Origin of the sequence: Coprococcus sp. TF11-13, from assembly GCF_003481085.1 — a bacterium.
GTDB lineage: Bacteria > Bacillota > Clostridia > Lachnospirales > Lachnospiraceae > Coprococcus > Coprococcus aceti.
The window spans coordinates 415592-430838 of record NZ_QUKK01000002.1; the positions used below are offsets into that span (position 1 = coordinate 415592).

At 45.3% G+C, this 15247-nt stretch carries 19 protein-coding genes; all 19 read left to right on the top strand.

Going from position 1 to position 15247, the window contains the following annotated elements:
• The first annotated feature begins 254 nt into the window (after positions 1–254).
• Positions 255–1220 carry a MobV family relaxase gene (mobV, locus tag DXD11_RS06370; protein WP_001820668.1) on the top strand — a complete coding sequence of 322 codons (966 nt, stop codon included), beginning with the start codon at positions 255–257 and terminating at the stop codon, positions 1218–1220.
• 8 nt (positions 1221–1228) lie between these two features.
• Complete coding sequence (locus tag DXD11_RS06375) at positions 1229–2083, top strand: ParB/RepB/Spo0J family partition protein (protein WP_000743700.1); 855 nt, start codon at positions 1229–1231, stop codon at positions 2081–2083.
• A 45-nt stretch (positions 2084–2128) separates the two neighbouring features.
• Entirely contained in the window at positions 2129–2359 is a 231-nt protein-coding gene (locus DXD11_RS06380; protein WP_001206986.1) for a YdbC family protein, read from the top strand.
• 71 nt (positions 2360–2430) lie between these two features.
• Positions 2431–2622 carry a hypothetical protein gene (locus DXD11_RS06385; protein ID WP_001820669.1) on the top strand — a complete coding sequence of 64 codons (192 nt, stop codon included), beginning with the start codon at positions 2431–2433 and terminating at the stop codon, positions 2620–2622.
• 54 nt (positions 2623–2676) lie between these two features.
• Positions 2677–4533 (top strand): recombinase family protein, encoded by a 1857-nt coding sequence (locus DXD11_RS06390; RefSeq protein ID WP_001820670.1) that lies wholly within the window; start codon positions 2677–2679, stop codon positions 4531–4533.
• A gap of 70 nt (positions 4534–4603) precedes the next feature.
• Positions 4604–5473, top strand: a complete 870-nt coding sequence (locus DXD11_RS06395) for a helicase (protein ID WP_243105817.1) — start codon at positions 4604–4606, stop codon at positions 5471–5473.
• Positions 5474–5550: 77 nt separating this feature from the next.
• Positions 5551–5880, top strand: a complete 330-nt coding sequence (locus DXD11_RS06400; RefSeq protein WP_243105818.1) for a DUF6664 family protein — start codon at positions 5551–5553, stop codon at positions 5878–5880.
• A gap of 111 nt (positions 5881–5991) precedes the next feature.
• Complete coding sequence (locus tag DXD11_RS06405) at positions 5992–6738, top strand: Cthe_2314 family HEPN domain-containing protein (RefSeq protein WP_118633359.1); 747 nt, start codon at positions 5992–5994, stop codon at positions 6736–6738.
• A gap of 38 nt (positions 6739–6776) precedes the next feature.
• Positions 6777–7511: a hypothetical protein gene (locus DXD11_RS06410; protein WP_118758009.1), complete on the top strand. Its 735-nt coding sequence runs from the start codon at positions 6777–6779 to the stop codon at positions 7509–7511.
• Between the two features lie 38 nt (positions 7512–7549).
• The gene (locus DXD11_RS06415) at positions 7550–8248 is read left to right on the top strand and encodes a hypothetical protein (RefSeq protein ID WP_118758010.1); all 699 of its coding nucleotides are present in this window, start codon (positions 7550–7552) and stop codon (positions 8246–8248) included.
• Positions 8249–8329: 81 nt separating this feature from the next.
• Positions 8330–9319: a DUF3991 and TOPRIM domain-containing protein gene (locus DXD11_RS06420; protein ID WP_118758011.1), complete on the top strand. Its 990-nt coding sequence runs from the start codon at positions 8330–8332 to the stop codon at positions 9317–9319.
• A gap of 74 nt (positions 9320–9393) precedes the next feature.
• On the top strand, positions 9394–9687 hold the full coding sequence (locus tag DXD11_RS06425; protein WP_025577661.1) for a hypothetical protein: 294 nt from the start codon (positions 9394–9396) through the stop codon (positions 9685–9687).
• Between the two features lie 91 nt (positions 9688–9778).
• Positions 9779–9931 carry a DUF3789 domain-containing protein gene (locus tag DXD11_RS06430; protein WP_117889539.1) on the top strand — a complete coding sequence of 51 codons (153 nt, stop codon included), beginning with the start codon at positions 9779–9781 and terminating at the stop codon, positions 9929–9931.
• Complete coding sequence (locus DXD11_RS06435) at positions 9891–10220, top strand: plasmid mobilization protein (protein WP_008703437.1); 330 nt, start codon at positions 9891–9893, stop codon at positions 10218–10220. The genes DXD11_RS06430 and DXD11_RS06435 overlap by 41 nt, the downstream gene beginning before the upstream one ends.
• Positions 10220–11632 carry a relaxase/mobilization nuclease domain-containing protein gene (locus DXD11_RS06440; RefSeq protein WP_118758012.1) on the top strand — a complete coding sequence of 471 codons (1413 nt, stop codon included), beginning with the start codon at positions 10220–10222 and terminating at the stop codon, positions 11630–11632. Before DXD11_RS06435 ends, DXD11_RS06440 begins: the two co-directional genes overlap by 1 nt.
• Positions 11574–12386, top strand: a complete 813-nt coding sequence (locus tag DXD11_RS06445; RefSeq protein WP_118758013.1) for a PcfB family protein — start codon at positions 11574–11576, stop codon at positions 12384–12386. The genes DXD11_RS06440 and DXD11_RS06445 overlap by 59 nt, the downstream gene beginning before the upstream one ends.
• 6 nt (positions 12387–12392) lie before the next feature.
• The gene (locus DXD11_RS06450; RefSeq protein WP_118758014.1) at positions 12393–13256 is read left to right on the top strand and encodes a hypothetical protein; all 864 of its coding nucleotides are present in this window, start codon (positions 12393–12395) and stop codon (positions 13254–13256) included.
• Positions 13257–13271: 15 nt separating this feature from the next.
• Positions 13272–13469 (top strand): hypothetical protein, encoded by a 198-nt coding sequence (locus DXD11_RS06455; protein WP_006857246.1) that lies wholly within the window; start codon positions 13272–13274, stop codon positions 13467–13469.
• Entirely contained in the window at positions 13456–15246 is a 1791-nt protein-coding gene (locus DXD11_RS06460; protein WP_118758015.1) for a VirD4-like conjugal transfer protein, CD1115 family, read from the top strand. Before DXD11_RS06455 ends, DXD11_RS06460 begins: the two co-directional genes overlap by 14 nt.
• Position 15247: the final 1 nt, after the last annotated feature.

Genomic DNA, 15247 nt, shown 5'->3' on the forward strand with positions numbered 1-15247 from the left:
ACTCCCTTAAGGCAGGGCTGTGCCCTGCTATCCTACGCCTTACGGCTTCGGATAAAAGAATGGCGGCATGACGGTGACGGCTCTTGCGAGGGGGGTATCCCAAAAACACCGTCATCATCGACATGACCGTCATGCAGGGGGTGAGGGTGACAGTTGCGGCAGTCGGCAGGGGGTATCCCAAAACTGCTGTCACCACCGTCACCGCTGTCACCCCAAAGGACGGTCACCCGCCGAAAGAAAGGAGGAATCCGCCTATGCCTTATGCAATCCTGCGTTTCCAGAAACGAAAAGCGGGCGGCGTTGCGGCTTGTGAACGCCACAACGAGCGGAAGAAAGAAGCCTACAAAAGCAACCCAGATATAGATATGGAACGCTCTAAAAACAATTACCATCTCATAGCACCACCAAAGTACACCTACAAGAAAGAGATTAACCGCATGGTAGCCGAAGCGGGGTGCAGGACAAGGAAAGACAGCGTGATGATGGTGGAAACGCTCATCACAGCTTCACCAGAATTTATGAACCAGTTACCGCCCGAAGAACAAAAAGCGTATTTCCAGACGGCTCTTGACTTCATTTCGGAGCGTGTTGGAAAGCAGAATATCCTCTCCGCTGTCGTCCATATGGACGAGAGAACGCCCCATATGCACCTCTGCTTTGTGCCGATTACGCCAGACAATAAGCTGTCAGCGAAAGCTATCTTAGGCAACCAGAAATCATTATCCGAGTGGCAGACCGCCTACCATGAGCGGATGTCCTCACGGTGGAATCAGCTTGAACGGGGGCAGTCCTCAATGGAAACCAAGCGGAAACACGTCCCCACATGGCTCTATAAATTAGGCGGCAGGCTTGATAAACAGTATGAAGAAATCGTGTCTGCCCTATCCGACATCAACGCCTTTAACGCAGGGAAGAAAAGGGATAAAGCGTTAGATTTACTCTCTGCATGGCTGCCAGACGTGGAGAAATTCTCTAAGGAAATCGGGAAACAGCAGGCGTATATCGACAGTTTGAAAGAGAGAATTGGGCAGGAATCAGACTATGCGGGGCGTATGCGTGATGAAAAGTACGAGCAGGAACTAAAGGTGCAGAAAGCGAATCAGAAGATATTTGAATTGCAGAGAACCAACGAGCAGATGGGGCGGCTGCTGTCAAAAATACCGCCCGAAGTGTTGGAAGAATTGCAGAAAAATCATAGAAGCAGAGCGAAAGAAAGGTAGATATGTGAATGAAGAAACAGGATTTTAAGGTGTTAAAGACCAAAGACTTGTACCCGTTCCCCGACAATCCGTTTCATGTGGCAGAAGATGAAACACTGTCAGAGTTAGCGGAAAGCATCAAGGAATTTGGCATTGTCACGCCGATAATCACACGCCCGAAAGAGGACGGGGACGGTTATGAAGTGATTGCAGGACAGCGGCGTGTCCGTGCTTCTGAACTTGCAGGGATAAATACCGTGCCTGCGTTTGTCCTGCCCTTAGACCGTGACCGAGCCATCATCACCCTTGTAGACAGCAATTTGCAGCGTGAGAATATCCTGCCATCGGAGCGGGCGTTTGCTTACAAGATGAAATCCGAAGCCATGAAGCGGCAGGGTTTCCGCACAGACTTAACCTCGTCACAAGTTGTGACGAAGTTGCGGACGGACGACAAGGTGGCACAGGGCTTCGGCGTGGGCAGGATGACCGTGCAGCGTTTTATCCGCCTGACGGAACTGATACCGCCGATTTTGCAGATGGTGGACGAGGGGAAAATCGCCCTCACGCCTGCGGTGGAACTGTCCTTCTTGAAGAAAGACGAGCAGGAAAACCTCTTTGCCACGATGGAGAGCGAAGAAGCAACGCCCTCACTCTCACAGGCACAGCGGATGAAACAGTTAAGCCAGAGCGGGCGGCTTGACATGGATACGATATTTGCGATTATGACGGAGGAAAAGGGCAACCAGAAAGAAACCTTGAAAATCAACACAAGCAAGCTGAAAAAATACTTTCCGAAGAACACAACGCCGAAGCAGATGGAGGAAACCATCATCAAACTTTTGGAGCGTGAGTTGCAGAGGAAACGCAACCGTGACAGCCGCTAATCTTCTTTTTTCGGGAAGTAAATACAGAGAGTTGAGGTATGGAGAATGAGAGAAATCCAGTATGAAATCGTAAAGGAAATCGCAGTATTGTCTACGGGCGACAGTGGCTACACAAAGGAAATCAATCTCATTTCATGGAATGGGAAAGAGCCGAAGTATGACATCCGCAGCTTTTCCCCGAACCGTGAAAAGTGCGGCAAGGGAATCACGCTGAACGCTGATGAAGCGGCGGCACTCCTTAAAGCATTACAGAAAGAATTAAACAGCGAGGATTAATGGTATCTGATTGGCAGGGCGGGGACATTTCCAAACTCTTCCCTGCCCTGTCTGGAAAGGAAGATTTAAGTATGGGCGAGGATAAGAAAGCAGATAAAAAGAGAAAGCGTATCGTGCCAAAAGCACCAGTGCAGATGATAATCAGCCGTGAATATGTCGGCACACAGACCGTTACAGAAGCGTTTGTCCCGATTATCTCCGAGGATATTCGGAAGAAGATTGCCGAGGGCGACACCTTCGACAATGAGGGGCTGTCCGCTTAGAATGTACGCAATGGGACATGAAAACAGATAGGACAGATACGGAGGTTTTACAGTATGGCAGGAATCAAAGAAGAAAAGAAAATCTATTTAGTCGGCATTTATTGCCGCTTATCTAAAGACGATGGTACGGATAACGAGAGTGCGAGCATTGCGACACAGAAATCCATCCTCACGGATTATGTGAAAAAGCAGGGATGGCACATAGCAAAAACGTATGTGGACGATGGTTATTCTGGTACAAATTTCCAAAGACCAAGTTTCCAGAATATGATAAAAGACATTGAAAGCGGTCTGATAAACTGCGTGATTACGAAAGATTTATCCCGTCTGGGGAGAAACTATCTTGATTGTGGGTTATATCTGGAAGTTTTCTTCCCAGAGCATAACGTGAGGTATATAGCGGTCAATGACGGCGTAGATACCTTGAATAAATCTGCTATGGACATCACGCCTTTCCGCAACATTTTAAACGAAATGTATGCCGCTGACATATCTGTTAAGATAAAATCGGCATATCGGGCGAGGTTTCAACAGGGGAAATTCATGGGAACTACCGCCCCTTATGGCTATATCAAAGACCCTGCCGACCACAACCATCTGCTGATAGATGATAAAGTGGCACATGTTGTAAAAGAGATATTCGACCTTGCATTAAAAGGGAATGGAGTTGCCAAAATTTGCAGACATCTTAATAAACAGCATATCCTACGCCCTGCCGCTTATGCGGCGGAGCGTGGCGAAACAGGCTTTGAACGTCATTTTGAGGGGAACGAGGACAAACGCTATATTTGGAGTGGGAACAGCGTGAGGAGCATTTTAAGAAGCCCGATATATGCGGGAAATCTTGTAGGCTACAAACGGATTGCCGCCAATATGAAAAGCAAGAAACGCCCCTCTAAGCTGCCCGAAGAATGGGAAGTGATACCCAATACCCATGAGGGAATAGTCACGCAGGAGGAATTTGATATTGTCCAACAGCTTATTACAAGTCGTAGGCTTCCACAGAACAAGGGAGGATTTGTAAATATTTTTGCAGGCGTTATCAAGTGTGTGGACTGCGGATGTGCTCTGCGGGCAATGAACGTACACAGGAGGAAACGCCCAGAGATTATCGACTGTGTACAGTATTCATGTAATAATTATGCAAGAAACGGAAGAAGCGAGTGTAGTGCCCACAATATAGAAGCAAGGGATTTATTCAATGCCGTTCTTGCCGACATCAACTGTTTTGCGGATATGGCAGTGAATGATGAAAAGGCGGTCAGGGCCATAGAAAAGCGGCTCACGGAAACAGACCAGAGCAGGGCGAAAGCATTAGAGAAAGAACGTAAGAAGCTGAACAAACGCCTTGCGGAACTGGACAGGCTGTTTTCCTCTCTCTACGAGGATAAGGTCATGGAGCGTATTACCGAGCGGAATTTTGAGATGATGTCGGGGAAATACCAGAAAGAGCAGCTTGAAATTGAAGCAAGGCTGAAAGAGGTGACGGAAACTCTTAATGAAAGCTACGAGAAATCACGGGGAATCCGTGACTTCCTCGCCCTTATCCGAAATTATCAAGGCTTAAAAGAACTGGATGCAACAGTTATAAACGCACTCATAGACAAGATACTTGTTTCGGAGCGTGAGAAGATGGCAGACGGAACAGTGAAGCAGGAAATCAAGATTTACTATAAATTCATCGGCTTTGTCGATGAATTACATATCATACCTACAAAACGGTGGGCAGCAATGCCCGCTAAAAATTGTACGGTGTGCGGCGTTGAATATGTCCCGGGCTCTGGTGCATCAAGGTATTGTCCTGCTTGTGCCAAGAAGATACGGAGGGAGAAATCAAACGAGAGCAAACGCAGGAGCAGAGAACAGAAAAGGATAGCATGTATGAACTGTCCGCAAAAAATGACCGACTGACCTTGAACAAAGGCAGGGGCGTATTGAACGGCAGGGCAATATGTTTCCAGAGGTGGAGGTTTACCGATATGTGACCGAGCAGACTTTTGATGCTTATCTCTATCAGTTAGTGGAGAGCAAGCAGAAATTTATCAGCCAGATAATGACGAGCAAAAGCCCTGTACGCTCTGCCGAAGATGTGGACGAGGTTGCCCTGTCCTTTGCGGAGGTTAAAATGCTTGCCACAGGTGATGCCCGTTTTAAGGAAAAGATGGATTTGGATATACAGGTTTCCAAGCTCCGAGTGTTAAAGCAGAGTTATCTTTCCGAACATTACGACCTTGAGGACAGGGTGCTGAAATACTATCCCCAGACCATTAAGGAGTATGAGGAACGCATTGCAGGCTATGAAAATGATGCAGCTCTTGCCGAGCAGCACAAGCCGCAGGGCGAGGATAAGTTCTGCCCGATGACCCTAAAAGGCGTGACCTACACCGAAAAGGCAGACGCAGGCGAGATGCTCCTTGCAATCTGCAAGGATTATCCGATGCCCGCACCTACCGAAATTGGCAGCTACCGAGGTTTCCGAATGGAGATTTATTATGATACGGTCAACACCCATTACTGTATGAAACTTTGCGGAAAAGCAAAGCATAAGGTTGATTTAGGTGCTGATGCCCTCGGAAATCTGACCCGAATTGAAAACGAGCTGTCAAAGCTCCCTGCCAGACTGGAAGCTGCCAAGACCAAAAAGGCGGAAACTATCGCACAGCTTGAAACCGCAAAGGAGGAAATCAAGAAGCCTTTTGCCTTTGAAGATGAGCTGAAAGAAAAAACAGAACGGCTGAACGCTCTTAACATTGAGCTGAATCTGAATGAAAAAGATACTTCTGTTATGGATACCGAGCCAGAGCAGACAGAAGAACAGCCCGAAAGAAAATGTGCAAGTCGGGAGAGATAATGCGGTTTGCATATTTGTATTGCTGATTTCTGGGAAGTATAATAGGTGTAGATTAGTAAATGTCGGAGGTGAAAGATGTGCTTGATAATTTCAGATTTGAAACCTTTGTTGATGTGCATAGTAACATCTTTGCTGAATATCTAAGCTCCGTTATCGCAAAGCTGTCAAAAGAAAATTCAGAATACCGTTCCATAGAGGAAAGAATAGAGGAACTCTACAAGGAGTATCCAAAAGTGATGGAGGCTCTGGATACGGAGAAGCCGAGCGATTTATCTGAGCAGGAGTGTAAGGTTTTGATAGAAGTTTTGGAGCTTCGGAACAGGCTCAGCGATATGCAGCAGGAAGCAATCTATTTCAGAGGGTGCTATGACAGCGTTGGGTATCTCAAAAAGGCAGGAATTTTATAACCAAGAATGGGCGGCATTAGCGTGGAGCTGATGCCGCTTTTTACATACCATGGAGCTGGAAAAAGACATCTGTATGTGATAAAATGTTTAAAACAGTATTGGAGGAAAAGTATGAATTATACAGAAAAAGAGAAAGAGTATTTTAATAATAAACTTTCTCAAGTAATATATAACCCTAATCGTTTTAAAGTATTGATTGGTGAGGATAGATTTTTGTTCGGTATTGTTTCAGCAGGAGATAGTGAAGCACCATTTGGCAGATTGATGCAGTATAAAACGCTGTATGATACTTTGATAGATTTAGATTGGAAAATCAAATTTTCATTTGATAAAGCAATAGAATATGCTTATTCAGAACCTGTACAGAATAACTTTAGTATATTTAGAGTAGAAACTGAAGAAGAACGAAACGCATATTATTATATTGAAAATGCACTCTTTAGAACCTCAAGCCTGTGGGATTTATTAGCTCAGTTTTATCGACTTTTTTATAAATTGGAAATGCCTAAAGAAAGAGTTTACTATAAGAAAGTATTTGACCCTTCTTTACAGTCCAGTGATAGATTTAAAGTGAAAGCCACGGAAATAAACAATTATTTGGAAGAATCAGATGATACTGATTGTGAGGGAGAATGGAAAGGAAATCATTCATACGTCAATGATATTAGAAACAAAATGACGCACAGGAATTCTCCTAACATAGCTGTTATGAGCGATTATGATATGAATTTTAAGCAGCATCCTACTTTTATTATTAAAAGAATTTTGGAAGATTATGTTACGGCATCAAAATATATGAAAGAAATTTTGGACGAGATAGAGAAAGAAGTTATGGAATCTTTTGATACAGAGCAGTAAACTGATTATATCATTATAAATAAAAGAGGAAGATTGGAATGGCAAATAAACGGGAGTGCGTTTTTTGTGAAAATACAAATTTAAGCAAGGAACATATTTTTGCACAGTGGTTATTAAAAGAGTTAAATATATTTAATAATGATGTTTTAATGACCCACGCAAACATAGCGGGCATGCCCATATCTAACAGGAAGCACGCATTTTCAAAGTTGGTAAACGGATTGGTATGTGAAACATGTAATAATGGTTGGATGAGTCAATTAGAGGGGGATTGCCAAAATCATATTATAAATTTAATGAATATGAACGAGTTAGAAACTGAATTGGCATTTCTGAATGAGCATCACGAAACAGTTGCAAAATGGGCTTTTAAAAATGTAATATTATTGAACTCTGCAACAAATTACAGACACCTTGTTCCAGATGAACACTATAAGGAACTATATTCTGGGAAAATACCCGAAGGAGTATTTATTGATTTGGCATTTTGTAAGAGTAATCCTACGATAGAATGGCGGCAAACTCACGGTGGAATGATTTTGAAAGACAGAAACATTCCTTTTAACCCCAATGCAAAGAGATATCATATTACATTCCAAATCAAGAACTTACTATTAAAAGTAACTTATTATGAGAGCCTTAACAATACATTTTATGAAGATGAAGGAGCTGTTCGGCTTTATCCAAGATTTGGAGTATATGGAACGCCTAAAATTTTTGATAGTATCGATGATTTTGATATTCACGGATTTTTCCATGAATACAAAGAATGATATTTTTATTAAAGAAAAGGAATGAGGTGGAAATTAGCATGAGTTTTATAGAGTGGTTTCTATCAAATTGGTATGCAAATTACTTTACAATTATAACAGTCGTATTGTCAGGACTTATTTCTTTAATAATATCAGCGGTTTATTATCGCAAAGGGAATAGAAATAATTTGAGGATGGCAGTTATCCATCCAATAATAAGATTATTGCAAGATGCCTATTCAAGAAAGAATTATGATAAATTAAATGAGATAGCAAAAGATTATAGTACCAGATACTTGACAAAAACAGAGGAACAAAAACTTAATTCTCTTTTGATGGCGTATAAGGAAGTCAGTACATACAATGATATAAGTGTCAATGCGGATATTCTATTTTCCTATTTTGAATATACGTTAAAGAAAAATCAGATTAATCCAAAACCTGTTCCTATTGAATATGAGGGTGAGGTTGTTTATGGCAGTTATCCCCCAGACTTATTTTATTTGTCGCAGGATTTAGAAAAAGTTCTTAGGAGATATGACCCCAATTTTGAGCCAGATGAATGTAAGGATGCAATAATTTCTCTATATGAACACTATTGCAAAGAATATTATACTTCTGACAGAATTAAATATTTTGATGATTATACTCTCAGAGAAGTATTAAAGAAATCAGAAATTCGTGCGAAATGGGATAAAAAATTCGATGTTGCAAAAGAAGCGAAGGAACAGTTTTTGAAATTAAAGATTGCTCAATAAAAATATTTATTACATAGCCGAGAGGTTTTCATTTAACGAAATCCCCTCGGCTTTTTCTATTTCTGGAGGTGATTTTATCCATTGAGAACTAACCGACCCTATGTGCAGATTGACCCAGATGTGCTTGAACGGGTACGACAGATTGACCTGTTATCCTATCTGCGTGAGTTTGAGCCGAGCAATCTCGTTAAGGTCAAAGGCACAAGCAATGTGTACTGTACCGCAGAACACGACAGCTTGAAGATTTCCAACGGCAAATGGTATTGGTGGTCGAGGGGTTTCGGCGGCTATTCTGCCCTCGATTATCTCATCAAGGTCAAGGAATATGATTTTGTGGAAGCCGTGGAAATTCTCACGGGACAGACGTTGGCGGACTGGAAGCCGCCCCCTGCTCCCAAGAAAGATGAACCGAAAGTCCTGCTCCTGCCGCCCAAAAATAAGGATTGTAACAGAGTGATACAGTATCTTTTCGGGCGTGGTATTGACTATCAGCTCATACAAGAGTGTATCTCAGACGGAACGCTCTACGAGAGTGCCGATTACCACAATGCTGTTTTTATCGGCAAAGATGAAAGCGGAACACCGAAATATGCCGCTCTGCGAAGCACTCTCGGTAGCACTTTCAAGCAGGACGCATCGGGCAGCGACAAGCGGTATTCGTTCCGACTTCTGGCAAGAGAGCCAACGGATACCGTGCATTTATTTGAAGCCGCCATTGATTTACTGTCCTATGCCACTTATCTGAAATGCGAGGGCAAGGATTACAAATCGGAAAGTCTGCTTTCTCTTTCGGGAGTGTATCAGCCAAAGAAAGAGATGAAGGACAGTAAAATCCCCATAGCCCTCATAACTTTTTTGAGTGCCAATCCACAAATTAAAACCATCGTTCTGCATCTGGATAATGATAAGGTAGGCAGGCTTTGTACCGCTACTTTGAAGGAACTGTTGCAGAAAGACTACAAAATCGTTGATGATCCTCCGCCTGTCGGCAAGGACTTCAACGATTTTTTGTTGTCCTATCTGAAAATTGCAAGACCAAAGCTTAAGCGTGAAAGGAGTGATGTCCGTTGATTGTGTAGCAGTTTTTGCCCAGAAAGACACCGAAACCAAATCAAAATTTAATGCTGAAAGCGAGGAATGAACTATTGAAAAAGTATGATGTAACCCTTACTGCCCATTACCGAAAGACCGTTTCCGTCTATGCGGAAAGCCCCGAACAGGCAAAGGAAAAGACAAAAATTATCCTGTTCGATACCGACCTTATCAACTTTACCGATGATGGTTTTGTCTGCGGCGAAGCCGATATTACCGAGCAGAGCGAGGACGGTCTTGACGGTGCGGGCGAGAATACACTACAGGAAAATACGGATTGTTCGGACTGTCCGTACTTCTGCCCCGTGTGCGGTGAGTGTATGTATGAGGAGGACTGCGAAGAATGAGATGTCTTACCAAGCACTGAATTTGGTTAGCCAAATTCGCTTGTTAGGGGTCAGCCCCTAATACCCCGTGAGAACAGAAAGGAGTTCAAGAATGAGTGAGTTCTTATTTTTCATTATCGGCACAATGCTCGGTGGTCTGTTCGGCATTGCGTGTATGTGCTGCTTGCAGATAAACAGACTTTCCGAGAGAAAGGAAGTGGACAATGCGAAAAAGAAATGTGCAGATACTTTTCCGTCTGACTGAGGAGGAAGCCGAACACCTTAATGAGCTTGTGCGAAAATCGGGTCGCTCAAAAGAAGCCTTTTTAAGAGAAATGGTAAGGGGCTATCAGCTCTGCGAGAAGCCTGACCCAGAGTTCTATAAAATGATGCGTGAGCTGTCCGCCATTGGCAACCGTATCAATCAGCTTGCGGTTAAGGCAAACGCCCTCGGTTTTGTGGATACCCCGATGCTCCGTGAGGAAGCAAGGAAATGGCACGAATTTCAGATTGACATTCGCAAAAGGTATCTGCTTCCACGCAGGTCATCGTAATGGCGGTCTGCGAGATATGGGATGTGCGTGGCAGGCTCGACCACCCAATCGACTATGCCGAAAATCCCGAAAAGACCGCCAACCCCAAATACACCGAAGCCGACCTGCAGGCGATGGTCGATGTAATGGAGTACGCTACTAATAAGGATAAGACCGAGCAGCGTTTTTTTGTCACAGGCGTAAACTGTGACCCGACCACCGCCAGAGATGAAATGATGATTGCCAAAGTCCAATGGAACGACACGAGTGAGATTGTCTGTTACCACGGCTTTCAGAGCTTTAAGCACGGGGAGGTTACGCCAGAGCAGGCTCACGAAGTCGGTGTTAAACTTGCCGAGCGAATGTGGGGCGATAGATTTCAAGTCATCGTTGCCACCCACCTAAATACCGACTGCTTGCATAATCACTTTGTCGTGAACTCTGTTTCTTTTGCGGACGGTATGCACTACCACGACAACAAAGCAAATCTGCGGCTGCTCCGTCAGCGTTCCGATGAGCTTTGCCGTGAGTATGCCCTGTCCGTCATCGAACACCCAAGCGGCAAGAAAAAGCCCTACGCCCTTTACCAAGCCGAAAAGCAGGGGCGACCCACGAGGGATAATGTTGCCAGACAAGCGGTGGATGAAGCTATCAGCAAATCATTCACGCTGAAAGACTTTGACCGCCAGTTGACAGAAATGGGTTACCGCATAAACTTTGACCCCAACCGCAAGTATTGGACGATTATCGGCAAGGGCTGGCAAAGACCCAAGCGGCTTTATAAGCTTGGAGAGGAATACACCAATGACAGGATTATGGAGCGTATCAGCGAAAATTCCTATGCGGTCAAATTCCAGAGCTTCTCAGAGCCACAGCCACAGGTTAAGGTCTATCGGGTCAAAGGCTCTTTGAAGAACGCCAAGAAAATCGGTGGCTTGCGTGGGCTGTATCTCCATTACTGCTACAAGCTCGGTATCCTGCCGAAAGGCAGAAAACAAAATTATGCACGGCTTCATTATCTTTTAAAGGACGACCTTATGAAGATGGAAGCCATCACACAGGAAACGAGGCTACTTTGCCGCAATCACATTGATACGGCGGAGCAGCTTTGTTCATATAAAGGCTCTCTGAAAACGGAGATGTCTGCCCTGCTTCAGAAGAGAAAGGAGCTTTACTCTAAATCCCGCAGAACAAGCGGCGAAGAAAAGGAAGCAGTCAAGGCAGAGCTTTCCGATATTTCGGGGCGGCTGAAAATTATCCGAAAGGAGGTCAGACTGTGCGAGGGCATTTCCGCCCGTAGTGATACCCTCAAGGAAAAATTGCAGACGATACGGGCAGACGAACACGAACAGCAAAGAAAGGAGCTGATGAAGAATGAACACAGGCGGCGAAGCGGCAGAACAAATCGTCCGAATGAGCTTGGAGGGCTTTGAGGTCGCTGCCAAAATTACAGGTGCAGGTGCGAAGAACATCGCTATCCTGTTGTATTCCATTCTTAAAGAAGAAAAGAAAACCAAAGGCAAAGCAAGGCTGACAAGTATGCTCCGTTCTGGTAAGGAACTGAAAGTCTTTACCGTCAAAAGCGGCGACTTGAAAAAGTTCACTCAGGAAGCGAAAAAATACGGTGTGCTTTACTGCGTCCTCACGGACAGGAAAAACAAAGACCCCAATGCAGAGGTCGATGTCATCGCCCGTGCCGAAGACGCATCGAAAATCAGTCGTATCGTGGAACGCTTTAATCTTGCTTCGGTGGATACCGCTTCTATTGTGACGGAAGCCGAGAAATCCAAAGATGCAAAGGACGGTCAGTCAGAGCCAGATATTGGTGTGCAGGAAAAGGCGGAGAAAGACAAGCTGCTTGACGAGCTTATGGGCAAGCCCATCCAGAAGGAGGAAAACGCCCCAAACCCCTCGGTGGCAAAGACAGAAAAATCCCCTCAGTCCGAGCCTACCTCAGAGCAGCCAAAGAAGTTCGCAGAGGGGGCTACTATGACTAAGGAGAAACCTTCTGTCAGAGAGGAACTGCGGAAAATCAAGGAGAGCCGCAAGGAGCAGGAAGCAGAGATTGGCACTTCCGCCTTGGACAAAAGCGGAGCTTCCGACAGGGCGAAAAGTGCTAACGGGAAAACGGAGCATAAACAGCCCCAGAGAAAGAAAAAGAAACCAAAATCCAAAGAAACGAGGTAAACAGCTATGAGTATTTACGATGTATTCGGCGGTGGCAACAGACCTTTTGATAAAGAGGAATGGGCTGCCGCAAAGCAGGCACAGCGGAAAGAAGCCTATGAGCTGATTGACAATACCTGCTCTGAAATGATGGCAAGCGGCGACAGCTTCCGTCAGTATCTTGATGTGCAGGGTCGTTTTGACCGTTACTCCGTGGCTAACGCTATTCTGGTGTCAGCACAGATGCCCGAAGCAACGCAGCTTAAAGAGTACAGCAAATGGAAAGCGAGCCGTGTCTATGTGAACAAGGACGCACAGAAAATCATTATCCTTGAGCCGAGCAAGGAATACACCCGTGAGAACGGGACAAAGGGCGTCTCCTACAATGCCAAAGTGGTTTATGACATTTCTGAAACCTCGGCAAAGGACAGGCGGCAGGAACAGGAGCCGAAATCCATGCGTGAGCTTGTGTCAGCTCTGATTGATGCAAGCCCTGTACCCTGTGTTCCTGTCGATGAGCTTGAACTGCCTGCCTATTATGACAGCTTTCAGCAGACCATTTTTGTCAAGAAAGGGCTTTCCGAGGAAGTGCTGTTCGTGAGTATGGCAAAAGAAGTGTCGGCGGCGGTCTATGATTTTAAGTACAACGAGAGCCGTGATGCTTCCGAATTCAAATCTTTCTGCGTTGCCTATATGGTAAGCTCCCGTTACGGTGTGGATACCAGAGGTTTTGACTTTTCCAGACTTCCCAGAGAGTATGCGGAAATGGATACGCAGGCGTTCAAAGGAGAGCTTGGCACGATGCGTGATGTTCTGGGCGAAATCCAGAGCGATATGTATAAGAGTATGGAGAAGAACAAGCCTGCAAAGAACAAAGAGCAGGAACGCTAATCGGAGGTGCAGACTATGAGAGAAGAACGATACCATATCGCACTTGATAAGTACGATAAGAACATCGTCATCAACGCCTTAAACACCCTGCGTACAAGGCAGTTACAGGAGGAACGCCCCACCGAGCCTGTTGACGAGCTGATAAGTAAGGTGGCACATGCTCCGACAAAAAAGGTTAAGGTCGTGCATTGCAGGTGTAATGAGGAACGATGACCAGAAAACGAGCCTAATCCTTACTGTTTGCGGCATACTTCCTGTTGTATGGCTTGCCCTGCTGACAGCACCCTATGTCAGTGGCGGTCTTGTAGAGATTATCCGAGGTATGCCCGTGGCGATGGGCAATCCGCTTGAAATAACGATGTGTGAGGACAGCATAAAGACTGTCCTTATTTTTTTGCTTGCCTACGCTATGGGCATCGGCGTTTATTTCTCTACACGCAGGAATTACCGCAGGCGTGAGGAACACGGCTCTGCGAAATGGGGCAACGCAGGTGCTTTGAATAAGAAGTACCGAGATAAAGACCCGTCAGCCAATAAGCTCTTGACCCAGAATGTCCGTATCGGATTGGACGGGAAAAAGCACCGCAGGAATCTGAATATTTTAGTCTGCGGCGGCTCTGGTGCGGGTAAAACGAGGTTTTTCTGCAAGCCAAATGCTATGCAGTGCAACACATCTTTTGTAATACTCGACCCAAAGGGCGAAATCGTCCGTGACATCGGCGGTCTGTTGGAAAAGAAAGGCTATGAGGTGCGTGTGCTTGACCTTATCAATATGCACCGCAGCCATTGTTACAATCCTTTTGTCTATCTGCGGAACGATAACGATGTTCAGAGGTTGGTAACAAACTTGTTTAAGGCGACCACGCCGAAAGGCTCACAGTCGCAAGACCCATTCTGGGATACGGCGGCAAGTATGCTGCTTCTGGCTCTGGTGTTCTATCTGAAATATGAAGCACCGCCAGACGAGCAGAATTTCCCGATGGTTATGGAGCTGCTCCGTGCAGGCGAAGTCCGAGAGGACGATGACAGCTATGTAAGCCCTCTGGACGAGCTGTTTGACCGTCTGGAAATGGTAAACCCAGAGCATATTGCCCTCAAGTATTACAGGGATTACCACTCTGGTAGTGCAAAGACCTTAAAGAGTATCCAGATAACCCTTGCCGCAAGGCTTGAAAAATTCAATCTGGAGAGCCTTGCAGGGCTTACCGCCACCGATGAGCTTGACCTGCCAAGTCTGGGAGAAAAGAAGGTCGCTCTGTTCGCTCTGATACCAGACAACGACACGAGCTTTAATTTCCTTGTCAGTATCCTTTATACCCAGCTCTTTCAGCAGCTTTTTTATCTTGCAGACCACAAGTACGGCGGAAGCCTGCCTGTGCATTGCCATTTTATAATGGACGAATTTGCGAATGTTTCATTGCCTGATGACTTTGATAAAATCCTGTCTGTTATGCGTTCCAGAGGGGTATCGGTATCCATTATCCTGCAAAATCTGGCACAGCTCAAAGCCCTTTTTGAAAAGCAATGGGAAAGCATTGTCGGCAACTGCGATGAGTTTCTGTATTTGGGCGGCAACGAGCAAAGCACCCACAAATATGTGTCAGAACTTTTGGGCAAGGAAACCATTGATACCAACACCTATGGGAAAAGCTCTGGGCGGAGTGGTAACTATTCAACAAATTATCAGATTTCGGGGCGTGAGCTGATGACCCCAGACGAAGTGCGTATGCTTGATAACCGATACGCACTTCTTTTTGTGCGTGGAGAACGCCCCGTTATGGATTTCAAGTATGACATCTTGAAGCACCCGAATGTGAAGCTGACGGCTGACGGAGGGCAACCGCCGTATATCCACGGAGAGCCTACGCAGGCTGTCGCAACTCTTGTGTTTGACAGTGATATTCCAGATAACGCCGTGAGCGTGACAGCTGTCAGCACTTCCTATGAGCTTCTGTCCGATGAGGACTTGGAAGAAATATTCAATTTATAAG